The following is a 23,315-nucleotide window of genomic DNA, read 5'->3' on the forward strand; positions in this document are numbered from 1 at the left end:
CCCCGGCACTAGGTGGTGGCGGTCGCCTCCGGGTAAGCGACAGATAGCCGGCGTTGGCGGCTGTCTGCCACCAATAATACGAGTTCGATCAGGTACCTACCACCTACTCGCCGATAGTCATGCCAGCATTCCGGCAACCCAGCCCGTACCGGGACCCAATCGTGATGCCTGGGCCAGCAGATCTTCCACATCGTGCAGGAATGCGCCTACCCGCGAAGAGAACTCGTCGGCGCGCCGATCATCGACCGGACGAGGCAATCCGGCCTCCAAAGCGGCCCGCGTTTCGGACTGCGCGCTGAAGTAGTCGGCCCACATGACGAATTCCGGTGCGGCGGCCTGCATCATGACCCAGGCATTGCGGGAACGCGCCCGGGGCGCGCGATCCGCGCCCGTGAGCGCCAGCACCGCGCCCGCCCCGCGCAATGCCGCCAGATAGGCCGTTCGGAAGCGCTCGGCCGGATCCTGTTCCCCCGCGGCCTGCATCAACAGGCCGTCCGCACGCCGTAGCAGTTCACCGGCGCGCCCGGGATGGGCCGGACGTTGGTTTCTACCGGACATCGGGTACCTCCCCACTCGCATACCCCGACTCCACGGGACCCCCTCAGGGCGAGAAGAGCCTCCAGAAAGATCGAACAGGTATTCGAAGGTTTCAATTGAGTCTGACTCTAAAGACACCCACCGACAAGTTCCGGCGCTCGACCACGCGGCAACGCCCGGCGAGAACGGCGCTATCGTCGGACCATCCGTCCGCGCCAACGAGAGCTGCGCCTGCCCGATGACCGCCGTCACCCCCAACACCACGCCCGCACCCGTCGTCGTCGATCTGTCGGCGGCGACCATGCGCGTCCGGCTGCATGACGCCCTCTCGGTATACGTCGCGGCCATGGACTATCCTCGCGGTACCGAACATCAGCGCGCGCCCATGTGGACCGAGCACACCACCCGGCCCGGCTGGCAGGCCGTGGCGGCGGTGCTACCCGATGACGACGGGCGCCTGGACCTGCGCACCGCGCCGATCGTGGCCATCGCCTACGGATATCACGGTGCCGCGCACCAGTGGTGGCATCAGCAGGTGTACAGCGGCATGCGGCGCACCGGATGGCCGGAACACGCTGCGCGCGAACTGCTTTCGAACTACTTCGAATTGACCGAACTGCATGTGCATCCGGCCGCGCAGGGGCGCGGCGTCGGGGAGATATTGCTCACCCGGCTGCTGCAGAACCGGCCCGAGCGCATGGTGCTGCTGTCCACCCCGGAGGTCGACGCCGAGGCGAACCGGGCGTGGAAGCTGTATCGCCGGCAGGGATTCGGGGACGTCGTCAGGCATTTCATCTTCTCGGGTGACACGCGCAAGTTCGCGGTGCTCGGGCGGCGGCTGCCGCTGTGAGTGTGCTGATCATCGGGTCGGGGCACAACGCACTGGTCGCGGCCTGTTATCTGGCGCGGGACGGGCATCGGGTGGAGGTGCTCGAGCGCGATACCGTGCTCGGCGGGGCCGTGTCGACGGTGGAGCGGTTTCCCGGACATCAGGTGGATCGCGGGTCGTCGGCGCACATCATGATCCGGCATACCGGGATCATCGAGGAGCTGGAGCTGGCGCGGTTCGGGCTGCGGTATATCGACTGTGATCCTTGGGCTTTCGCGCCCGCGCCGCCCGGGGCCGACGTGCCGCCGATCGTGTTCCATCGCGATGTGGAGGCGACCTGCGCGTCCATCGCGGCCGCGTGCGGGGCGCGCGATGCCGCCGCCTATCGAGAATTCGTCCGGGTGTGGGGACCGCGGACCGCGCGGGTCATGCGGAGTTTTTCCGGTGCGCCCACTCCGGGACGATTATTGAAGTCGTTCTGGGGGCTGGACGCGAAAGGCGGCGGGAGCGCGCTGTCGCGGGAGTTCCTGCAGAGCGGAGACGCACTGCTGGACAGTTATTTCGACGATGAGCGGCTCAAAGCGGCGCTCGCGTGGTGGGGTGCGCAATCCGGGCCGCCCATGTCCGAGCCGGGGTCCGCGCCCATGGTCGGGTTCGCGGCGCTCATGCATACGCTGCCGCCCGGACGGGCGGTCGGCGGTAGTGGGGCCTTGACGACCGCACTAGCCGCGCGATTGCGGGCCGATGGCGGAGTGATCAGTCCCGGAGATGCCGCGATTTCGCTGGCGCGGTCCGGTAAGGGCTGGCGGGTGGAGACCGCGAACGGGCGAAATCTGTACGCGGACACCGTGATCGCCGGATCGCACATTCTCACCACGCTGAACCTGTTGGAGCAGGGCGGCTTCGACGCCGACACCCTCGACGACTGGCGACGCCGGATCCGGGTCGGGCCGGGCATCGGCATGGTCGTGCGCGCCGCCACCACCGCACTGCCCGAGTATCCGGGCGCGAAATCCGGTGAATCCGCCCACGGCCTGCAACTTCTCGTGACCGATCGCGGTCACCTGCGCCGCGCCCACGGTGCGGCACTCGCCGGTGACCTCCCACCGCGCCCGGTCGTGCTCGCCATGAGCTTCAGCGCCCTGGACCCGAGTATCGCCCCGCCCGGCGAACATCAACTCTCGCTCTGGGCGCAATGGCATCCCTACGCCTTGGCCGACGGCAGCTCCTGGAGCGACCACGCCGACCGCGAAGGCGACCGCATCATCGCCGAAGTCGACGCGCACGCACCGGGTTTCGCCGCCACCGTCCGCGACCGCTTCGTGCAGACCCCCGCCGACCTGGAACGCGAAATGGGACTGCTCGGCGGCAACGTCATGCACGTCGAAATGTCCCTGGACCAGATGTTCATGTGGCGCCCCCTCCCCGAACTCTCGCATCACAAAGTCCCGGGCGCGCCGGGCCTGTACCTCACCGGCGCGTCCACCCACCCCGGCGGCGGAGTGTCCGGCGCGAGCGGCCGCAGCGTCGCCCGCGTGGTCCAGCGCGACATCCGACCCGCACGGCTGCGCCTGCCCCGCCGATGAGCGGCGACCTATCCCCGGCACGCACGGGTTCCAGCCGGACCACCACCGGTGCCGATGAACCGGACCACGAACGACCTGCCGCCACTTCCATTGCCACACCTTCGAAAAGGATGGCATATCGGCTCGACGGACATGAGACCGGTCCGGACGGCCCTGGAATCGAAGGCGGCCCGGGCGGGCGATCCACCTCGCCTGCCCGGCACGGCAGCCGCTCGACAACGGTGTCGGACATCGAAGCGGTTGGCGTGGAGCGGGATTCGCGAATTGCCGTGCGTAGCGAGCCTGGAACGACGCGGCGGGGCTCGGGGAACCGGGTACGTCGACTGCGGGAGGCGGCACGCGTGGGGGCGCGATACGGGCAGCTGTTCGCGCACAAACGGGCCAGTCGCACGGCTGTGGTGGCGGCGGTGCCCGCCGTGCTGCTGGTGCTGGTGCAGATCGCCTATCCGCTGACGGGCGGCGTGGCTCGGGATCGGGTGACCGTCGCGGTGGTCGGGTTGTCGGCGGTGACGGCGCTGGTGCATGCCGGGTTGACGCGCGGGGTGCGCTGGGCCGCGGGTTTTCTGGTGATCGTTTCCGGAATCGGCCTGGCGGCGGAGGTGGTGGGGACGGCTACGGGGGTGCCGTTCGGGGCCTATGAATACGCGGTGGGACGGCTGGGTCCGGAGTTCGCGGGGGTGCCGCTGGTGGTTCCCCTGGCCTGGACCGGCGGAATCTATCCGGTGTGGATCGTGTCGGGGCTACTGAGTTCGGCTGTGGGCGAGCAGGTTTCGCGCACGGTGCCACAAGTTCGGCTGATGATGCTGCGGGTGTGGCTCACGATGCTCGGAGCGGTGGGATGGGATCTGTTTCTGGATCCGCAAATGGTGGCGGATGGGCAGTGGGAGTGGAAGTCCGGGGCGGTCGGGTTACCGGGGCTGGGGCAGATTCCGCTGACGAATTATCTGGGGTGGCTGGCGGTGGCCGCGTTGATGGCGGTGCTGCTGGAGGTGTGGGATCGCACCGCGATCGACACCGGTGCGGCGCGGGTGGTGCCGGTGGCGGTATTCCTGTGGACCTGGCTCGGGTCGGCGCTGGCGCACGCGGTGTTCCTGGCGCTACCAATATCGGCGATATACGGGTTCGCGGGGCTCGGGGTGCTCGGGATTCCGCTGGTTCGGGGGCTGATGGCCCGTCGAATCACACTGCGGCCCCTGGGCCATGGCACGATGTGAGCCGTGCCGAGTCCGATCACCTCCACAGCAGACGACCCGCTCGAATCCGCGACGCCGGAACCGGAGACTCGGCGACCGCGCCGATGGATGCGGATATCAGCCGTCATGCTGTTCGCGGCGCTCGCGGTCATGCTGACCGGATGCCTGCGCGTACAGGTGTCGATGGGCGTCTCCTCCAATGACCGCGTATCCGGGCGCATCGTGGCCGCCGCGGTACCGCAGAACGACAAGGACAAAGGGCCGCAGCTCAAAGCGCCCGACGCACTGTCCGGCAAGGTGCGCGTCGACAGCTACTCGCAGGACGGGTACGTCGGCAGCCAGGTGTATTTCGACGATCTGACCTTTGGTGAGGTGCAGCAGCTCGGCTCGCTGTCCGATCAGACGCAGGGCATGTTCACGCTGCAGTTCAACCGGGTCGGCGATCTGGTCACCCTGACCGGGCGGGTGGATTTGAAGAGCCTGCCCCCGCACGGTTCGGATGTGCAGTTCACCGTGGCGTTCCCGGCACGCGTGGCCACCACCAACGGCACCCGCGAGGGTGATTCGGTGGTGACGTGGAAACTGCCCGCGGGCGATGTGTCCACCCTGCGCGCCGAAGTCGGCTATTCCGACCCGAATACGCGCTCGTTCGCCGGTTGGGCCGGAATCGTCGGCGGCATCACCCTCGCGGTGGCCGCGGTCGTCGCGGTCCTGGCGTACATGACCCGGAATCCGGATCCGCCGAAGTACGTGCGCGCCGCGCGCTGGCTGCGCAACAAGCCCGATACCCGGGTGTGAACGCCCACCGCACCTGGGAATTCGCGGTGCGGGCCGGAACGGTGCTCGCCGTCGTGGGCGCGGGCACCGCACTGGTGAACCGAATCACGCTGCGGCAGTTGCGCGATGGGGATGGCGAGGTGACCGAACCGGTCACGGTATGCGTTCCCGCCCGCGACGAGGCCGATCGCCTGCCCGATCTGATCGCGGATCTGCGTGCGCAGCAGGGGGTTCCACGGCTCAGGGTGCTGATCCTGGACGACGACTCCGGTGATGACACCTACCGTGCGGCGCTCGACGCGATCGGCGGAGACGATCGATTCACGCTGCTGCGCAACGATATTCCACCCCTGCCCGGCTGGACCGGCAAGAACGCCGCGTGCGCGCTATTGGCCGCCAACGCGGACGATCTCGACGGGGTCGCCGACCCGATCGGCCCCGGCCCCGGCCCCGGCCCCGGCCCCGGCCCCGGCCCCGACGGCGGGTATACCCCCCGCCCGTTCGAAAGTGGGCACGGCAGCACCGATTCCGGAGTCCTGATCTTCCTCGACGCGGACGTGCGGCTGAGCCCCGGCGCACTCGCGGCGGGCATTCACCAATTGCGCCGAACCGGGTCGAGTCTGGTCTGCCCATGGCCCGCACAGCGGGCCGAAACGGCGGCCGAACGACTGGTGCAGCCCCTGCTGGCCTGGTCCTGGGCATCGACACTGCCTGTCGCACTGGGCAATGCGATGCCGTTTCCCTCGATGGCGGTGGCGTGCGGCCAGTTCCTGGTGTTCGACGCCGCCGCCTACCGATCGATCGGTGGCCACGCCTCGGTGGCCGATCGAATCACCGAGGACCTCGCCATCGCGCGCGAACTCCGCCGCACCGGTCATCGCACCGCACTGGTGGCGGGCGGTCACATCGCCTCGACCCGGATGTACCGGGACGCAAGGGAACTCGATGAGGGCTACCGCCGCTGGCTGTGGACGGCCTACGGCGGAGTCGCGGGCAGCATCGCCGTCGGCGGTTACGCCGCTCTCACCTACTGGATACCTCCCCTGGCCGCGCTGACGGGGCGAGGACGGGTTCGCCGAATAGGTCTCCTCGGGTACGCCGCCGCCGTCGCCGGCAGGCTGCTGGCTCGTTCCGGCGAGGACGGCGGGCGGCTCACCGGTCCTACCGGTGCGAATGTCGTTTCGGCGGTGGCACATCCGTTGTCGGTGGCGGCCTACTCGGTCCTGTCGGTGCGGTCGCATCGGGCACACCGGACCGGTGCGCTCGTGTGGAAGGGCCGGGGGCTCGACGACAGCCGTTGACGGACCGCGGTATTCGGCCCGGGCTACGGGACCGGGGTGATGCCGATGGTCGGGAGGAAGAAGCAGGAGCGGCCCGCGTTGTTGACGACGCCGAACATGGTGGCCAGGACGGTGCCGGAGCCGGTGTCGACGGGGACGGCCCGGACGCCGCCCGCCGGGAGGGCGCTGAGGAAGAAGTCGTGGACGGCCTGTTCCACCATGGGGCGCAGTTCATTCGGGATCTGCGGCGGGAGCATGCCGTTGAGGACATGGGAGAGCGAGCCCATGGGGGCGAAACCGCTTTTACCCGAGGTGAGATTGAACCAGACGACCTGCATACCGGAGGTGTCCGCACCGTCGGGGCTCATACCGTAGGGGACGAAGGCGAACATGGTCTGCCCCGCCTTCACGGCCGAAAGATCAAGGCCGGGAATCGAAACGGCGTATTTGGGCCACGGGCCGGGAATCGCGCCCGCGACGGCGGGGGCCATACCGAGCGCGGTGCCGCCGAGACAGAAGGGGGCCGCGGTCGGGTAGAGGAACGGCTGCACCCCCAATTGCTGTAGGCCGTCCAGGGTTTCGCCGTAGGCGGCGAACCAGTCGGAGGGCCCGGCGATCCGGGTCGCGCGTGCGATGGTGCTCACCGCCGCGGCGGTGTCCCGCGGACTCAGTCCGTGCGCCATGGCGGCGGCCGCACCCCGCGCGAGCGCGGCACCGAGCCCCTCACCGCTCGGATCGGCGGTCCCGCTCGCCGGCACCCCGCCCTGCCCGTTCGCCGTGACCGCACCGCCGTTCGATATCGCACCGCCGTCGGCCGTGGCCGGTGGCTGCACGGGGTGGGGTGGCTCGGAGTTTGCCGGTCCGGCTGCGGCGAGCAGTGCGCAGGCAGATAGCGCGCCTGCTATGCGGACGAGATTGCGTGACACGGGCATAGCGGGCTCCTCAACATCGCGGTCGAGGGTGGACGCTACTCGGCTGACCAGTGCAATTCCGACATTTCGCCCGGCATGCCGGACGACAATCAGGCGTGCACGGGAGCGGCGGTGACCGTGTAGCCGAGGTTCGCCAGCACTTCGCTGGTGGCCTTGGCGAAGTTCAGGGTGATGAAGTGCAGGCAGGGTGCGCCCTCGTCGATCAACCGCTGGGCCATTTCGGTGGCGATCTCGATACCCGCGGCGCGCACGGCCGCCCGGTTCTCCTCCGGACCGTCACCCGCGGCCTTGCGGAGGCGCTCGAGGACCCCGGCGGGGAGTTCACGTCCGGAGAGTTCGACCGCGCGCTCCACCGTGCGCAGCGAGGTGATCGGCATGAGCTCGGGAATGATCGGCTTATCGCCCTCGACCGGATCGAGTTTGGCGACGCGTTCGCGCAGCCGGAAGTAGTGCTCCGGATCGAAGAACATCTGGGTGATCGAATATTCCGCGCCCGCACGGAGTTTCGCGATCAGATGCCCGGTGTCCTGATCCAGGTCGGTGGACCGCGGATGCCCCTGCGGGAATGAGGCGACGCCCACGTGGAAGTCACCGAGATCGCGCACCATGCGCACCAGTTCCTCGGCGTACTCCACGCCTTCGGGGTGCTTGACCCACTCCCCCAGCGGATCACCGGGCGGATCGCCGCGCAGCACCAGCAGATTCCGGATACCCGAATCCGCGTACGCCCCGACGATCGAACGCAGTTCGCCGACACTGTGATCCACGGCGGTCAGATGCGCGACGGTCAGCAGCGTGGTCTCGCGCGCCAGCTGACCGGTGACCCGAATGGTGCGATCGCGGGTCGATCCGCCCGCACCGTAGGTCATGGACACGAAGGCCGGATGCAGGCGTTCGAACTCCCGTGCCGCCCGCCACAACCGCGCCTCACCGGCCGCGTCGCGCGGCGGATTGAATTCGACGGAGAACGGCACCGACCCGTCCGGGCGCGGCCCGAGCTGCTGGATGATGGAGCGAGTTCCGGACCCTTGCGGTGTGCGGGAAACTCGGCCAGGGGTCGAATATCCCCGTACATTGTCGAAACTCACGGCCCCAGTTTAAGGGCATTCGAGCCGATGGCCTGCCGAGACCCGGCCTCACACGCTGCGACGACACCTATTTCCCGCGCCGAAGCGGACAATACGACCAGCGCAAAGCCCTCGCCCCGGTACCGAAGCGACGCACACCACATCGCCGCGGTTGGCGACGCCCCGGCCCGGACGGTTCGGACCGCCTGACCGGTTGGGTCGGTGTGCCGGGTGGCTCGGTAGAGTCGGGGCGAACCCCCGAGCGGGCCACTGTAGGTCTCGCGGCGTCGGTGGTCGGCGACTTCTCAGCTGAGTTCGAGCGTTCGCGCTCGCCTCGGAAATCGTCGCCGAACCCCGGGCGGGGACGTGCACGCGTCGCGCCGAGGGTGCGGCCCCACCACAGGAGGATCCTCTGTCCGCCGGACCCGGTACCCCGACACGTCAGCCGGTCGGCGCGGGATCGCTCGTCGCCGCCGTGGAGGAACGACTCGCGCATTTCTTCGTCACCCGGCAGGAGACCATCGCACCGCTCGGGCCGATCGTGGCCGACGCCGCGCGGGCGCTGGAGGATTTCGTACTGCGCGGCGGGAAGCGCACCCGGCCCGCGTTCGCGTGGACCGGCTGGCTGGGCGCGGGGCGTTCTGCCACCGACCCGCAGGCCGATGCGGTGCTGACCGCCTGCGCCGCACTGGAATTGGTGCAGGCCGCGGCGCTCATTCACGATGACATCATCGATTCCTCGCGCACCCGGCGCGGATTCCCCACCGTGCACGTGGATTACGAGACCCGGCATTTGAGTGGCGCGTGGGCGGGCGACTCCGCGCATTACGGCGCGAGTATCGCGGTGCTCATCGGCGATCTGGCGCTGGCCTGGGCCGATGACATGACCCGCAGCGCCGGATTGGACGCGGACGCCGAGCATCGATTCGCACCGGTGTGGTCGGCCATGCGCACCGAGGTGCTCAGCGGGCAGATCCTGGATATCCACGGCGAGGCGGGCGGGGATGAATCCGTCGAGGCCGCACTGCTGATCAACCGATTCAAGACCGCCGCGTACACCATCGAACGACCGCTGCACCTGGGTGCGGCGCTCGCGGGCGCGAACGATGAATTGATCGCCGCGTACCGGGAATTCGGCACCGATATCGGCATCGCCTTCCAGCTGCGCGATGATCTGCTCGGCGTCTTCGGCGATCCGGCCGTGACCGGTAAGCCGTCCGGCGACGATCTGCGCGAAGGTAAGCGCACCGTCCTCATCGCGGAGGCGCTGAGCCGCGCCGATGTCACCGCACCCGCTGCCGCCGCACTGCTGCGCAGCAGCCTGGGCACCGATGTCACCCCCGAGCAGGTCGCCGAATTGCGCGGCATACTCACCGATCTCGGCGCGGTGGACGCGGTCGAGGCGCGCATCACCGATCTCACCGATCGGGCGCTCGAGGCCCTGGACGCGAGCACCGCCACAGCCGACGCCAAACGGCAATTGCGATCCATGGCATTGGCGGCCACCGCCCGCGCCTACTGATCCTGCCCCTGGCGCGGATGAGATACCGACGAGGAAGCAGTACCGATATGAAAACTGTTGCGGGACCTACCGATCGGGTCGTCGTGGTGGGCGCGGGGCTCTCCGGGCTGGCGGCGGCGCTGCATCTGGTGGGTGCGGGGCGGCAGGTGACGGTGCTCGAGCGGGCCGATCATCCGGGCGGGCGGGTCGGGTTGTATCGCGGACCCGATTACGAGATCGACTCCGGGGCAACCATTTTGACCGTGCCCGGACTGGTCGACGAGGCGTTGGCGGCGGTCGGCCGGACCCGGGAGTCGGTCGGGCTGCGGATCATCGATCTCGCACCGGCGTATCAGGCCAGGTTCGCGGACAGGACGAGCGTCGGGGTGTATTCGGATCCGGACGAGATGACCGCCGAGGTCACCCGGGTGCGCGATGCCGCTGCGGGACAACGGTATCGGCGGCTGCGCGACTGGTTGCGACGGGTGTACGAGTCCGAGTTCGGGCATTTCATGGACACCAATTTCGATTCACCGCTCGATATGGTGCGGTACCCGGATAAGCGCGGCGCGCTGTTGAAACTGGTGCGGCTGGGCGCTTTCGGACGGCTCGGGCCGCGCGTGCGCAAGCTCATGGGCGATGAGCAACTGTCGCGACTGTTCAGCTTTCAGGCTTTGTTCGCGGGTACCGCGCCGAATCAGGCGCTCGCCGTGTACGGCGCGATTCCCTATATGGACACCTGCCTGGGCGTGTCGTATCCCGAAGGCGGAATGCGCGCCATCGCCGAAGCGCTCGCACGAGCCTTCACCGACGCGGGCGGCACGCTCGAATTCAATACCGAGGCCGCCGGTATCGACTACACCGGCCGCCGGGCGACGGCCGTCCGAATCGCCGACGGCCGCACCATCCCGTGTGACGCGGTCGTGCTCACCGCGGATATCGGCGCACTCCCCGCTTTCGGCCTGCGCCGCCGCCGCGGCCTGCGCGCCTCCCCCTCCGCCGTGGTCGCGCACGGCACCATTCCCGCCGATATCGCCGCCGCCTGGCCGATTCAAGCGCATCACACCATCGATTTCGGCGGGGAATGGGATCGCACCTTCACCGAGATCGCCGCCCGCCCGGGCCGGGGCAAGCTGATGACGGACCCATCGCTGCTGCTCACCCGCCCCGCCCTCACCGATCCGGCGCTGTACATCGACCGGGTCGAACCGCATATCGACCAGGCCGGGCACCTGTCCGACACCACCCGGTACGAGCCGCTGTCGCTGCTGGCACCCTGCCCCAATCTCGATGCCGCACCCCTGAATTGGGATCAGCTGGCCCCCTATTACCTGCGCGAACTGCTGCAAACCTTGGAAGCGCGCGGTTATCAAGGCATTTCGCGGCACTTCCGCATCGATATCGTGGACACCCCGCAGACCTGGAAGAACAGGGGCATGCTCGCGGGCACCCCGTTCTCCGCCGCGCACCTGTTCCGCCAGACCGGTCCCTTCCGGACCAGGAACCTGGTTCCGGGTCGCGACAACGTCGTGCTGGCGGGTTCGGGCACCGTTCCCGGCGTCGGCGTGCCGACCGTGCTGCTGTCCGGAAAACTCGCCGCGACCCGCATCACAGGTGATCTACGACATGCCCGGGCCGGAACCTCCCCCGCCGGGGCGGTGGCACCGCCGCACAAGCACTAGACTGACCGCGTCCTGAACCACTGCGGCGGGCGCCGCTGACCTTTCCGGGGGGAACGACCACCGATGCCGACCCCCGATATGGACGTCACCATTACCACTCTCGACCCGCAACCCGCCGTCATCGCGAACACCGAGCATCGCTGGGTGCGCAACTGGGCCGACTTCGTGCGCAGTCCCGAAGGTAAAGCCGCACTGCTCGGCTTCTTCGGCGCGGTCATGATCACCTTCGGCGGTTTCGGGGCGGGCAGTGTGCGCCGCAACGATCCACTGCTCGAGGCCGCGCACCTGTCGTGGCTGCGCTTCGGGCACGGGTACGCGCTGTCGACGGTGTTCGTCTGGATAGGTGTGCTCGCCATGATCACCGCGTGGGTGCGGCTGGGTCGCGCGACGCTCGGCACGATCCCCAATGCCAAGGTGACGCTGAACGAATTGCGCGCCATCGTGGGCATCTGGATCTTCCCGCTGCTGTTCGCGGTGCCCATGTTCTCCCGCGACGCCTACTCGTATCTGGCGCAGGGCGCGCTACTGCGCGACGGCTTCAATCCGTACCAGGTCGGCCCGGTGGTGAATCCCGGTGTGCTGCTGGACAATGTGAGCCCGGTCTGGACCACCACCACCGCCCCGTACGGGCCGATCTTCCTGCTGCTGGCGCGCGGCATCACCTCCATCACCGGCGATAACGTGGTGGCGGGGACGATCGCGCTGCGCCTAGTCATGCTGCCCGGACTGGCGCTGATGATGTGGGCGGTACCGCATCTGACCAAACATCTCGGCGGCAGGCCGACCACCGCGCTGTGGCTGGCGGTGCTCAATCCGCTGGTGCTGATTCATCTCATCGGCGGCGTGCACAACGAAATGCTCATGGTCGGATTGATGGCGGCGGGTATCGCGCTGGTGCTCGAACACCATCACGTGGCCGGAATCGTGGTCGTGGCGGTCGGTGTGGGCGTGAAGGCCACGGCCGGTATCGCACTGCCATTCCTGGTGTGGATCTGGATGATTCACGAACGTGAGCGGCGTGCCGCGCAGGGTGAGGGCGAGCTGCCGCATCCCGCGCTGATGTTCGCCAAGATCGCCGGATTGGGTGTGGCGGTCTTCGGGCTCGTCTTCGCCGCCGCGTCGGCGCTGGCCGATGTCGGTATCGGCTGGCTGACCGCGCTGTCGGGTTCGAAGAAGATCATCAACTGGCTGTCGCTGCCGACCATCATGGCGCATATGACCACCTGGGTGACACCGCTGCGGATGGAATCGGTGCTGTCGGTGACCCGATTCCTGTGCGCGATAGCGCTTGTCGTGATTCTGGTGTGGGCGTGGTGGCGGTTCCGGCATACCGAGCGGGAAGCGGTCTTCGGTATCACCGTGGCGTTCGTGGCCATCGTGATCCTGTCCCCCGCCGCGCTGCCCTGGTACTACTCGTGGCCGCTGGCGCTGGCCGCCGGATTCGCGCTGTCCACCACCACACTTCAGGTGCTGGTCGGATTGTGTACCTGGCTGATGCTGGTCTTCCAGCCGGACGGTTCGATCGGGCTGTACAGCTTCTGGCATGTCGCACTGGCGACCTTCGCGGCCGTGGTGGCGGCGGTATCGCTGCGCACCATCGATCCGCTCAAGTTGAGCGCGAGTTCGCACGTCCATCCCCCGGCGAGCGTGAGCGCGCCGCCCAGCGCGGCATGAGCTCGGCCGAACTCCAACTCGCATACCGGGATTGCCGCCGCATCGCCGCCGAACACGGTCGCACCTATTTCCTCGCGACCCGGCTGCTGGAGCCGGAACGAAGACCGGCCGTGCACGCGCTGTACGCGTTCGCGCGCATGGTCGACGATATCGTCGACGACAGCACCGCCGCGATGCGCGCGGAACACTCGGCGGCACAACTGGATCGGATCGAGCACGAACTGCGTGGACGACTCGCACACGCACCGGGATTGGGCGGCGCGGACCGCATCCTGCTCGCGGTCTCGGATACCATCGCGCGCTATGACATTGCGCCCGAACACTTCTGGGTGTTCCTGGACTCCATGCGCATGGATATCCCCGGCGGCCCGCAATACCGCGACCGCTACCCCAGCATGGACGCCCTGCGCGAATACATGCGCGGCTCCGCCGCCGCCATCGGCCTGCAACTGCTCCCGGTGCTGGGCACCGTGGTTCCCATCGCCGAGGCCGAACCGGCCGCGGCCGCACTCGGCGAAGCCTTCCAGCTCACCAATTTCCTGCGCGATATCGCCGAAGACCTGGACCGCGGCCGCATCTACCTGCCCGCCGACGAACTGGCGGCCTTCGGCGTGGACGACGATCTCCTGAAGCACTGCAACGACACCGGCCGCACCGACCCCCGAGTCCGCCGCGCCCTGGCCCACCTCATAGCGGTGAACCGGGGCATCTACCGTCGTGCCACCCCCGGAATCGACCTGCTCACCCCGCGCGTGCGCCCCGCCATCCGCACCGCCGCCACCCTCTACGCCGCGATCCTCGACGAAATCGAACACACCGACTACGCCGTCTTCACCCGCCGGGCAACGGTCCCCCGGCACCGCCGACTACGCGTCGCCGCAACGGAATTCGCGTTCGCCGAGACTCGGTGAAAGCCCTGCGTACCACTCAACTCAGCCCAATAGTGAGCAATTTCCGAACGGCTTGCCTGTCGGAACACAGGGCTTCTGCAGACTCCCGGTGGGCAGGCCGAGGAAGATAGTCCCCCAATCGAGCGCCGCGCTACCCGTATTGGGGCCGTATGGATTGTCAACGGGTACCAGTGTGGCCGGTGCCGCGACCTCGGTGGGAGAGCCGACGATGGGAGCCGCAGCGGCGATCGCGGAGCTGGCCGCCCCCGCCCCGGCAAGGGCGATCATCACGACGGCGGTACGCAGGGCGGGAACAAGTGCGCGCATCAAGTTGTGTCCTCTACTCGGGAAGTAATCCAACCCGAGACGTTTTCAAACTTCAGCCCGTCACCGGCAGCCCGTGATTACCTTGCCCCCGAAGCGGGGGCCAGGCGATTCCTCAGTGCACCCGCCGAGCGTCCGATGTCTGCCGGCGGTGCGCTTCGATGGCCTCGAACTTCGCCAGATTGTGGCGGGCGTCGGCGAGGGCGTCGTGTGCGTCCTTCGGGATCGGCGGCAGCGGCGGCTGGCCGTGCTGGTTCCAGTGCTGGCGGAGCTCATTGGTGAAACGCGGGAGGGCGTTGGGGAGGTCGACCATGGAACCCCAGAGTTGGCACAGGGCGACGTGGTCGTACGCGCCGACCCAGGCCCACAACTCCGGTTCTACGCCGGGGCGGGGGACGAAGAATTTGTAGAGGTCCTCGCGGATCTTCTCGCGGCTGCGCCACAGGTGTGAGGCGGGCGGCGGCAGCTTGGGCAGCACATTGCGGCGCACGAACGGCCCGGCCTTGTCCGCGTCGAATTCGGTTGAGACCGCGTAATACTCGCGTCCGTCCTCGCACACCACCGCGATGGAGACGAGGTCGATGGTTGTCCCATCCTCGATGAATTCCGAATCATAAAAATATCGCAGAGAGATCGGTCTCTCCTCGGGTTCGCGGCCGGGGCCTATGCCTTCGACGCTGGGGACTGGGGACGATCCGGGCAGATCCTCCGCCCCTCCAGCCTAGGTTCCCGGTTCACACCGGCCGGGTCTGGGGTTACGTCAAGATCGGTTCATATGGTGTTGGGTATTCCAGCCCTGGGTGTAGTCCGAGCGGTTTGTCGCGGTCCGTATTCTGAACTCGTGAACTGGACCGTCGACGTACCGATCGATCGCCTGCCGGAACTTCCGCCGCTGCCCGCCGAGCTACGCCGGCGACTCGATGACGCGCTGGCTCGCACCGCATTGCAGCAGCCGTCCTGGGATCCCGAGCAGGCCGCCAAGATGCGCACCGTGCTGGAATCGGTGCCGCCCATCTGCGTGCCCGCCGAGGTGGAGGAACTCAAGGCGCGCCTGGCCGAGGTAGCGCGCGGCGAGGCCTTCCTCATGCAGGGCGGTGACTGCGCGGAGACCTTCGCGGACAACACCGAACCGCATATCCGCGGCAATATCCGCACCCTGCTGCAGATGGCCGTGGTGCTCACCTACGGCGCGAGCCTGCCGGTCGTGAAGGTCGCGCGCATCGCGGGCCAGTACGCCAAGCCGCGCTCCTCCGATACCGATTCCCTCGGCCTGACCTCCTACCGCGGCGATATGGTGAACTCCCTGGTCGCCGATCCCGCTGTGCGCGTACATGATCCGTCCCGCCTGGTGCGCGCCTACGCCAATGCCTCCGCCGCCATGAACCTGGTGCGCGCCCTCACCTCCGCCGGTATGGCCGATCTGCACAAGGTGCACGACTGGAACCGCGAATTCGTCGCCCAGTCCCCGGCCGGCGCCCGCTACGAAGCCCTCGCCGCCGAGATCGATCGCGCGCTCGCCTTCATGAAGGCCTGTCGCGTCAACGACCCGAACCTGTCCTCGGCCCGCCTGTACGCCTCGCACGAGGCCCTGGTGCTCGATTACGAGCGCGCCATGCTGCGCCTGAGCGCGCACCCCACCACCGGTGAGCCGACCCTCTACGACCTGTCCGCGCACTTCCTGTGGATCGGTGAGCGCACCCGTCAGCTCGACGGCGCGCATATCGCCTTCGCCGAACTGCTCGCCAACCCGATCGGCCTCAAAATCGGCCCGACCACCACACCCGAAATGGCCGTGGAATACGTCGAGCGTCTCGATCCCAACAATGAGCCCGGCCGCCTGACCCTGGTCGCCCGCATGGGCAATCAGAAGGTGCGCGAGGTGCTGCCCGCGATCATCGAGAAGGTGCAGGCCACCGGCCACCAGGTGATCTGGCAGTGCGATCCCATGCACGGCAACACCCATGAGACCTCGAACGGTTACAAGACCCGCCACTTCGACCGCATCGTCGACGAGGTGCAGGGTTTCTTCGAGGTGCACCACGCGCTGGGCACCCATCCGGGCGGCCTGCACATCGAGCTCACCGGTGAGAACGTCACCGAATGCCTCGGCGGCGCACAGGACATCTCGGATCTGGATCTGGTGGATCGCTATGAGACCGCGTGCGATCCGCGCCTGAACACCCAGCAGTCCCTCGAACTGGCCTTCCTGGTCGCGGAGATGCTGCGCTGAGCGAACCGCTCGGGCTCACAACGAAATAGAACGCGGCCCGGTCCAGTGGACCGGGCCGCGTTTTCGTCCGTCAGGGTTCAGCGTTATCTGCCTAAGGGATAGCGACGAGGGTGATCGTGGAGCCCGCCTCCACATTGCCCAGACTGCTCTGCGAGATGACGATCGAACTCTCATTGGAAGCCAGCTGCCGCACCGTCACCTTCAACCCGAGTCCCTCGAGTTTGACCCGGGCGGCGGCGACATTGGAGCCCAGCACACTGGGGACATCCACGGCGCTGTTGATGATCAGGGTGACCCCGTCCCCGGCGTCGACGGTGGCCCCGGCGGCCGGATCGGTGCCGATCACCTGACCGCCCTTGACCTTGGTATTGAACTCGGATCTGGTGTCCCGCACCGTGATTCCGGCCTTGGTGAGCACATCCCGGGCCTCGTCCTCGGTCTTGCCGCTCACATCGGGCAGTTTGATCGGCGCGGAACCCTTACTGCGATAGACCTTCACGTTCGCCCCCGCCGGGAGCACGGTCCCGGGGGCCGGATCCACCTTGGCGAGTGAGCCTTTCGGGGCCGTACTGCCGATCTCGCCGGAATCGACCGGTGTCAGCCCCGCATCCTTGATCGCCTGTTTGACGCTGTTCACATCCTGTCCGGCCTTGACGTCCGGAACCTTCGGCTTACCGCTGGAGACCAGCACCGCGACCGTCGAACCCTTGGTGACCTTGGTCCCGGCGGCCGGATCGGTGCCGACCACATTGCCCGTCGGAATGATGTCCGACGCCTTCTGTCTGGTCTCGGTCTTGAAGCCCGCGTCGGTGAGCGTGGTGATCGCCCGTTGGGTGTCGAGCCCGGCGATCGACGGCACCGCCGAGTATCTGCCCACCCCCACCCACCAGCCGCCGATACCCAGGAGCAGGGCCAGGGCGACCACGATGCTGAGCCAGATGATCACGGTGCGCCGGGATCTGCCGCGATCCTCGATCAGGTCCGAGCGTCTGGCGCGCTCGGGTTCGCGCGTGTCGTACTGGGTGGTCGGCGGCGCGTAGTCCGGTGGAATCTCACGCGCGGCCGTCATGACCCGGGTCTGCTGATGCGGCGGCGGAATGTGCTGCGTCGGCGGATCGGCCGGGATGCGCGTGGTGAGATCGGCGGCCCCGTACGGTGCGTGCCGGGCCGGTGCCGGGGTGTGCGGCTGCCGCGCGGGCGCCGCCGGGGTGGCGACCTTGTATCGCGCGCTGAGATGTTCGGCCGATTCGGTCGGCGAGGGCACCCGGTAGTCCGGTAGCTGCAATTCGCGGGCGATCCGGCGTAGTTCGCGCGCCATCTCGGTGGCATCGCTGAACCGGTGCGCGGGTTCGCGCGCGGTGGCATGCGCGACCAGTTCGTCGAATTCCGGTGGCACCCCGCCGATCAGGCGGCTCGGGCTCGGCACATCCTTCTCGACCCGTTGCAGCGCAACCGAAATGGAGGTGTCGCCGGTGAACGGCGTACGCCCGGTGAGCATTTCGAAGATGAGAATGCCCGCGGAGTACACATCACTACGCGAATCGGCGCTGCCGCTGGTGACCTGTTCGGGCGACAGGTACGCCGCCGTGCCGAGAATCACGCTGTCGGAGGTGATATTCGCGGCCGCGACCGCGCGCACCAGACCGAAGTCGGCGATCTTGACTTCGCCGGAATCGGAGATGAGCACATTCTCCGGCTTGATATCGCGATGCACCAGTCCCGCCGCGTGCGCGACGCCGATCGCCGCGAGCACCGGTTCGGCAACCGCGCGCACCGCGTGCGGGGGCATGGGCCCGCGCTCGCGCAGCAACTCGCGCAGTGTGCCGCCCTCGACCAGTTCCATGATCAGGAACGGATGATCACCGTCCACGCCCTGGTCGTAGACCGCGACCAGGCCCGGATGCTTGAGTTTGGCGACCGCGCGGGCCTCCAATTCGAAGCGGGTGAGGAATTGTGGGTCGGCGGCGAACTTGGGGTCCATCACCTTGATGGCGACCGGTCGGTCCAGCCGGGTGTCCACCCCCCGGAACACCATGGACATACCGCCGCGCGCGATCGGCGCGTCGATGCGGTAGCGCCCTTCCAGCATCTGGCCGATCAACTGCAACCCTTCCGACTTCCGTGCCGCCCGGTGCGACTGTGACCCGATGGTAGTCGGGTCGGGGTGTGATGCGGCGGACGCGGCGCGACCGACTACCGTAATCCCCGTGAGTGCCATCCCCTACAGCAATGATGTCCTGCCGGAATCGGTCACCGTGCTCCCCCTCCCCGACGTGGCGGAGCTGCTCGGCGAGTCGGTCACCCGCGTACACCAGATGCTGCGCGAACATCAGCTGATCGCGGTTCGCCGCGACGGCGTTATCGCCGTCCCCGAGGAGTTCTTCGACTCCCACGGAGCAATCGCCAAGCATCTCACCGGGTTGATCACCGTCATGCGCGACGGCAAATACACCAATGAGGAAATCCTCGAGTGGATCTACACCGAGGATCCCTCGCTGCCGGGCCGTCCCATCGACGCCCTGCACGGCGATCTGGCCCGCGAGGTCATCCGCCGCGCCGCCGCCGACCCGTTCTGAGCCGCCGGTAATAGTTGGAAGTCGCATCCCGGATATGGCTCGGGCCCCGAGAGTTGCTCTCGGGGCCCGTGTCTGGCTGAGGTGACTCAGCCCGCCATGGTCTGGGGGATGCGGTCCGCGTCGGGGCGGGTGCCCGAGGGGACGTTCTTCTTGAGGCTGGCGGCGTAGACGTCCACGTATTCCTGGTCGCCCATGCGCATCAGTTCGTACATGATCTCGTCGGTGACGGCGCGCTCGACGAAACGGTTGCCGCCCATGCCCTCGTAGCGCGAGAAGTCGATGGGCTTACCGAATTTCACGGTGACCTTGCGGGGACGCCAGCGGAACGGTCCGGGCGGGCAGACCTCGTCGGTGCCGATCAGGGCCACCGGGATCACCGGGACGCCGGTTTCCAGGGCGAGGCGCGCGACACCGGTCTTGCCCTTGTACAGGCGGCCATCCGGGGAGCGGGTGCCCTCGGGGTACAGGCCGACCAGGCGGCCTTCGTCGAGCAGCTTGCGCGCGGTGTTGAGGGCGGATTCGGCGGCATCGGCGCCGGAGCGGTCGATCGGGTACTGCCCGGTGCCGGAGAAGAAGAACTTCTGCAGGCGACCCTTGAGACCGGGGGTGGTGAAGTACTCGGCCTTGGCCAAGTAGGTGATGCGGCGCGGGCTCGCGAGGGGGGTGAACAGCCAGTCGGTGAACGACAGGTGGTTACCGGCCAGAATCGCGGCGCCATCCGGGGGGATATTCTCCACGCCCTCGACCTTGGGCCGATTGATGAGCGAGATGAATGGTCCCACCAAGACGAACTTCAGCAGCCAGTAGAACATTGCGTCCTTTCCCCTGTTTCGATACCCGGGACCGGCCTCGTTGCGGGCACCACACTCTCTTTGGCGACTCTACCGCCGAGACAAGCCGGTGACCAACCGCCTACTGCCCGATGTGTCCGGTTCACCGAGTATTTACGTCAAGGACGGCGATTCGCCCGGGAGTGTCACCGACCCGAGGGACCCGCGGGCACCGCATCACGCTGCGCCTCGAGCGCGGCCCGCGCGAGTTCGGCCGCACCGATCATGCCCGCCGCCTCACCGAGTTGCGCGGTCCGGATGCGCGCCAGACGGCGATGCCTGGCACCGGTGATCGACGCCGCGTAATGGTCGCGCGCATCGTCCAGGAACAACGGGGCCGAGGAGCTCACGCCACCGGCGACCACGATCAGATCCGGATCGAAGATGTCACTCACGAACGCCAGCCCCAGACCCAGCCAGCGCGCGAAATCGGCCATCACGTCCAGGGCCAGCGGATCGCCGTCCTGTGCCGCGCCCGCCACCCGGCGACCGGTGAGCGAACCGGGATCGCGGCCCGCGTCCCGCGCCAGCATGGTGGAGCGGACCGGATCGGTGGCCAGCATCTCCAGCGCGGTATCCACCAGAGCCGTTCCGCTGCAATACCTTTCCCAGCAGCCGCGCTTACCGCAGGCACAGGCGCGACCGTTCGGCACCACCTGGAGATGACCCAGTTCCGGTGCGACGCCGTAACTTCCGCGATACAGCCGCCCATCGATGAGCAGCGCGGCTCCTATACCGGTGCCGATGGCCACCAGCACCACATTGCGCCCGCCCGCCGCCGCGCCGAATCGGTATTCGGCCCACAGCGCGGCATTGGCGTCGTGTTCGAGCACCACGGGCAGCCCGAGCCGATCGGTGAGCCGCCGCGCGACCGGGGCGTCCTCCCAGGGCAGATGGGGCGCGAAACGCACTGTCGCACGGTCTTCGTCGACGAACCCGGCGACGGCCAGGCCGACCGCGCCGATGGCATGGCGGCCGCACAGTTCGCGCACCACTCGCGCCAGCCCGTCCTCCAGGGCCCGCGCGGACTGCGGTGTGGAGGCGGTCACGGTATCGAGCACCTCACCGGCCCCGTCCACGACCGACGCACGAATATTGGTGCCGCCCACATCGATTCCGACAGTCAGCGGCACCTGTCCACCGCCCCTCATGCCTTGATGGTCACGTCGATGGGGACATACCCTGCCCGCGTCGCCCCCCGCCCGCGACCCGGCTCGCTCGCATCCCCCGGTCGCCCGGCCGCATCCGGCCCGCGTCCGAAAGATCGGCTGCCGCTCGCGGTCTCACGCTCGCGACGACCCGCGCTCACCCCGCTCTGTGTGCCCGAGCCGGAATCATCGCCACGCGCCCTGCGCCCGGCGGTCCCGTCCGCACGCCCGCCGGGGTCACCACCGTCAACGCCCGCACCGGAGTTGGCGCCGGATGCCCGGAATCCGGTGTCCGGGCCGGTCTCGGCGCTCGCGCCGCCGGTGACATCGCCATCCGGCCGATCCTCCGGCGCGGCGGAATGTCCGGCGCGGGCACGCTCGGACCGAATGCCTTGGGCGCCTGCGGCGAAGCGGGCGATGAGGGTGGCCAGCGCGGCGCTCGCGCCGGTGTGCGCACCGGCGGCGTGGGCGCGCGATGCGGTGGAATCAGGTTGCACAGCTTCGTCATTTCCGGCGGAATCGTCTGCGGCAGTGCCGAATTCGTCGCCCGCAACACCACCGGCCCGCGGGTGCCCGCCGGTCGCGCCGCCGCCGGAATGCGCGGGGTCGCTGCCGTGACCGAAGGAATGATGTAGCCAGGCTTGGTATTCCGGTGATTCGGGATCCAGATCCGGTGGCAGGACCGGTTCCACGGGGACACCGGCGAGCGCTTCGCGCAGCACCGTCACGATGGCGGTGCCGTGATCGGCGATGGCCGCCACCACGTCATGGTGTTCACCGCGCACCACGGCCGCCGCCGCGCAGACCGGGCACCAGGCGCAGCTGGACCATTGGGTGCGGCCGTCGGCGGCGGTGCGGCGCAATACCGGTTCGACGCGTTCGAGGACGGCCTCGGCGAGCAACCGGAGTTCCTCGGCGAATTCGCTGAAATTGTCCTCGGGGTGGCCGGATCGCGGATGGCCCTGCGTCGCGGTCATTTCGGCCAGACCTCGGGGTCGGGACGGAAACGGATCACCAGTTGATCGCCGTCGAGTTCGGCGGCATCGACCGTGCACCGCCGCAATACCGGCGCCAGCCGCAGCCGGCGCCTGACCCCGTCCGCTCCCACGATCAAATCGTCCTCCACTCGTCCCAGCTGCAGGGTCGACGGATCGACCACGGGTAGATGCATGCGCATGGCGAACACCGAATGCACACCCGTTCCCGCTTCCAGCCGCACTACCGGCCCGGCCGAAACGGACGGCATCCCGTCCACATCTGAGCCAAGCATAGGGACCGGACCCGGTCCCACCCAGTTACCACTCGGATCGACCGCATAGGACAGTGCCGTTAACGAGCTCAGGCCCACGGGTTCGGATCCGGCGTGGGTCACCACCTGCACGGGGATGCCACCCATGCGTTTGCGTAGATCGGCGATCACATCCAGTTGTTCCCCGCGACGGTTGAAATACCACTGCACGGCGGGATGAATATTCGCGCCGTAGTCGGGCGCGGCGGTCTCCGGGAGGACTTTGTTGACCAGCACCGCGATCAGGCGCAGGCCGAGCAGGACCGCGGCCGAGCGCACCCGCGCGGATTCGGCGACGGCGACCTGTTCGGGCGCGGTGACCAGGCGGGCATTGGTGCGGGCCGGATCGGCGATGAGATCGCGGGCCGCGGTCACCGACGCCACGATCTGCTCCACGGTGACCGCGAGCACCGCGCGCCGCAGATCCCCGCCGACCGCGGTGAGCGTGCGCGAATGCGCTGGCCAGACGCGTTCGAGATAGCCGAGCAGGGTGTCGGGGGCGGTGAGAATGCGCAGCATATCCGCCGAGGGCGGGCAATCCAGGATGATCACATCCCACTGCCGGGTCTTGCTGAATTCGGTGATCTCCAGCAGTGCCAGCAGTTCCTGTACGCCGGGCAGGCCGGTGAGTTCGGCGGGATCCAGTGCGCCGATATCGATTCCGTGGTCGTGCCCGGATCCGGACAGCATGAGCACCACGGTGCGGAAGCGATCCTCCAGCAGCGCAAGGGAATCCACTTCGATCACATCCAGGCCCGGCTGTACCGCCGCCACTCCGGGCACACTGCCCGGCTGATGCGCGAACCGGAATCCCAGTGCGTCACCGAGGGAATGGGCCTGATCGAGGGATGCCAGCAGCACTCGCTGTCCGGCGCGCGCGTAGGCGAGTGCGGTCGCGCACGCCAGCGTCGTCTTTCCCACCCCACCCTTGCCGACGAACAGTTCCACACGGGTGGCAGGTCGCTCGGGCC

Annotated in this window: 21 protein-coding genes; 11 read left to right on the forward strand and 10 right to left on the reverse strand. The window is 68.1% G+C overall.

Annotated elements, in window-relative coordinates; all coding sequences use genetic code 11:
- Positions 1 to 117: 117 nt before the first annotated feature.
- A complete protein-coding gene (locus AB0L82_RS30435) occupies positions 118 to 558 on the reverse strand; it encodes an SAV_6107 family HEPN domain-containing protein (RefSeq protein ID WP_364643709.1) in 441 nt (146 codons plus the stop codon).
- A gap of 217 nt (positions 559 to 775) precedes the next feature.
- Between AB0L82_RS30435 and AB0L82_RS30440 the strand changes: the two genes are divergently transcribed.
- The 5 genes from AB0L82_RS30440 (at position 776) to AB0L82_RS30460 (ending at position 6,223) form a co-directional block, all read left to right on the forward strand.
- Positions 776 to 1,387, forward strand: a complete 612-nt coding sequence (locus AB0L82_RS30440; RefSeq protein WP_364643712.1) for a GNAT family N-acetyltransferase — start codon at positions 776 to 778, stop codon at positions 1,385 to 1,387.
- The gene (locus tag AB0L82_RS30445) at positions 1,384 to 2,952 is read left to right on the forward strand and encodes an NAD(P)/FAD-dependent oxidoreductase (RefSeq protein WP_364643715.1); all 1,569 of its coding nucleotides are present in this window, start codon (positions 1,384 to 1,386) and stop codon (positions 2,950 to 2,952) included. Before AB0L82_RS30440 ends, AB0L82_RS30445 begins: the two co-directional genes overlap by 4 nt.
- A 395-nt stretch (positions 2,953 to 3,347) precedes the next feature.
- Positions 3,348 to 4,166 (forward strand): carotenoid biosynthesis protein, encoded by an 819-nt coding sequence (locus AB0L82_RS30450; protein WP_364644219.1) that lies wholly within the window; start codon positions 3,348 to 3,350, stop codon positions 4,164 to 4,166.
- Between the two features lie 87 nt (positions 4,167 to 4,253).
- Positions 4,254 to 4,943 (forward strand): DUF3153 domain-containing protein, encoded by a 690-nt coding sequence (locus tag AB0L82_RS30455; protein ID WP_364644222.1) that lies wholly within the window; start codon positions 4,254 to 4,256, stop codon positions 4,941 to 4,943.
- A complete protein-coding gene (locus AB0L82_RS30460) occupies positions 4,940 to 6,223 on the forward strand; it encodes a glycosyltransferase (protein WP_364643718.1) in 1,284 nt (427 codons plus the stop codon). The genes AB0L82_RS30455 and AB0L82_RS30460 overlap by 4 nt, the downstream gene beginning before the upstream one ends.
- 23 nt (positions 6,224 to 6,246) lie before the next feature.
- On the opposite strand, the gene AB0L82_RS30465 is transcribed toward AB0L82_RS30460, so the two are convergent.
- Both AB0L82_RS30465 and AB0L82_RS30470 read right to left on the reverse strand, forming a co-directional pair.
- Entirely contained in the window at positions 6,247 to 7,134 is an 888-nt protein-coding gene (locus AB0L82_RS30465) for a hypothetical protein (RefSeq protein WP_364643721.1), read from the reverse strand.
- Between the two features lie 89 nt (positions 7,135 to 7,223).
- Positions 7,224 to 8,222 carry a methylenetetrahydrofolate reductase gene (locus tag AB0L82_RS30470; protein ID WP_364643724.1) on the reverse strand — a complete coding sequence of 333 codons (999 nt, stop codon included), beginning with the start codon at positions 8,220 to 8,222 and terminating at the stop codon, positions 7,224 to 7,226.
- A gap of 454 nt (positions 8,223 to 8,676) precedes the next feature.
- Between AB0L82_RS30470 and AB0L82_RS30475 the strand changes: the two genes are divergently transcribed.
- From AB0L82_RS30475 to AB0L82_RS30490, 4 genes are all read left to right on the forward strand, one after another.
- The gene (locus tag AB0L82_RS30475; RefSeq protein WP_364643727.1) at positions 8,677 to 9,723 is read left to right on the forward strand and encodes a polyprenyl synthetase family protein; all 1,047 of its coding nucleotides are present in this window, start codon (positions 8,677 to 8,679) and stop codon (positions 9,721 to 9,723) included.
- Between the two features lie 47 nt (positions 9,724 to 9,770).
- Positions 9,771 to 11,384, forward strand: coding sequence for a phytoene desaturase family protein (gene crtI, locus AB0L82_RS30480; protein ID WP_364643730.1), 1,614 nt, complete (start codon positions 9,771 to 9,773; stop codon positions 11,382 to 11,384).
- A gap of 63 nt (positions 11,385 to 11,447) precedes the next feature.
- Positions 11,448 to 13,058 (forward strand): alpha-(1->6)-mannopyranosyltransferase A, encoded by a 1,611-nt coding sequence (locus tag AB0L82_RS30485; RefSeq protein WP_364643732.1) that lies wholly within the window; start codon positions 11,448 to 11,450, stop codon positions 13,056 to 13,058.
- Positions 13,055 to 13,969 (forward strand): phytoene/squalene synthase family protein, encoded by a 915-nt coding sequence (locus AB0L82_RS30490; protein WP_364643735.1) that lies wholly within the window; start codon positions 13,055 to 13,057, stop codon positions 13,967 to 13,969. The genes AB0L82_RS30485 and AB0L82_RS30490 overlap by 4 nt, the downstream gene beginning before the upstream one ends.
- Before the next feature lie 21 nt (positions 13,970 to 13,990).
- Here the strand turns inward: AB0L82_RS30490 and AB0L82_RS30495 are convergent, their stop codons facing one another.
- Together AB0L82_RS30495 and AB0L82_RS30500 are read right to left on the reverse strand one after the other, a co-directional pair.
- Positions 13,991 to 14,275: a hypothetical protein gene (locus AB0L82_RS30495; protein WP_364643738.1), complete on the reverse strand. Its 285-nt coding sequence runs from the start codon at positions 14,273 to 14,275 to the stop codon at positions 13,991 to 13,993.
- A gap of 112 nt (positions 14,276 to 14,387) precedes the next feature.
- Positions 14,388 to 14,900: a polyadenylate-specific 3'-exoribonuclease AS gene (locus tag AB0L82_RS30500; protein ID WP_364644225.1), complete on the reverse strand. Its 513-nt coding sequence runs from the start codon at positions 14,898 to 14,900 to the stop codon at positions 14,388 to 14,390.
- 213 nt (positions 14,901 to 15,113) lie between these two features.
- Here AB0L82_RS30500 and AB0L82_RS30505 point away from each other — a divergent pair, with 213 nt between their 5' ends.
- On the forward strand, positions 15,114 to 16,502 hold the full coding sequence (locus AB0L82_RS30505) for a class II 3-deoxy-7-phosphoheptulonate synthase (protein ID WP_364643741.1): 1,389 nt from the start codon (positions 15,114 to 15,116) through the stop codon (positions 16,500 to 16,502).
- Between the two features lie 91 nt (positions 16,503 to 16,593).
- Here the strand turns inward: AB0L82_RS30505 and pknB are convergent, their stop codons facing one another.
- Positions 16,594 to 18,603, reverse strand: coding sequence for a Stk1 family PASTA domain-containing Ser/Thr kinase (gene pknB / locus AB0L82_RS30510; protein WP_364643743.1), 2,010 nt, complete (start codon positions 18,601 to 18,603; stop codon positions 16,594 to 16,596).
- A 106-nt stretch (positions 18,604 to 18,709) separates the two neighbouring features.
- On the opposite strand from pknB, the gene AB0L82_RS30515 reads away from it, so the two are divergent.
- The gene (locus tag AB0L82_RS30515) at positions 18,710 to 19,078 is read left to right on the forward strand and encodes an Rv2175c family DNA-binding protein (protein ID WP_364643746.1); all 369 of its coding nucleotides are present in this window, start codon (positions 18,710 to 18,712) and stop codon (positions 19,076 to 19,078) included.
- Positions 19,079 to 19,164: 86 nt separating this feature from the next.
- On the opposite strand, the gene AB0L82_RS30520 is transcribed toward AB0L82_RS30515, so the two are convergent.
- From AB0L82_RS30520 to AB0L82_RS30535, 4 genes are all read right to left on the reverse strand, one after another.
- Entirely contained in the window at positions 19,165 to 19,890 is a 726-nt protein-coding gene (locus AB0L82_RS30520) for a lysophospholipid acyltransferase family protein (protein WP_364643749.1), read from the reverse strand.
- 164 nt (positions 19,891 to 20,054) lie between these two features.
- The gene (locus tag AB0L82_RS30525; protein ID WP_364643752.1) at positions 20,055 to 21,059 is read right to left on the reverse strand and encodes an ROK family protein; all 1,005 of its coding nucleotides are present in this window, start codon (positions 21,057 to 21,059) and stop codon (positions 20,055 to 20,057) included.
- Positions 21,056 to 22,033: a hypothetical protein gene (locus AB0L82_RS30530; protein WP_364643755.1), complete on the reverse strand. Its 978-nt coding sequence runs from the start codon at positions 22,031 to 22,033 to the stop codon at positions 21,056 to 21,058. The genes AB0L82_RS30525 and AB0L82_RS30530 overlap by 4 nt, the downstream gene beginning before the upstream one ends.
- Positions 22,030 to 23,292, reverse strand: coding sequence for an ArsA family ATPase (locus AB0L82_RS30535; protein ID WP_364643758.1), 1,263 nt, complete (start codon positions 23,290 to 23,292; stop codon positions 22,030 to 22,032). Before AB0L82_RS30535 ends, AB0L82_RS30530 begins: the two co-directional genes overlap by 4 nt.
- Positions 23,293 to 23,315 lie beyond the last annotated feature (23 nt).

The organism is Nocardia sp. NPDC052001, assembly GCF_040680615.1.
In the GTDB taxonomy this organism is placed as follows: Bacteria; Actinomycetota; Actinomycetes; order Mycobacteriales; family Mycobacteriaceae; genus Nocardia.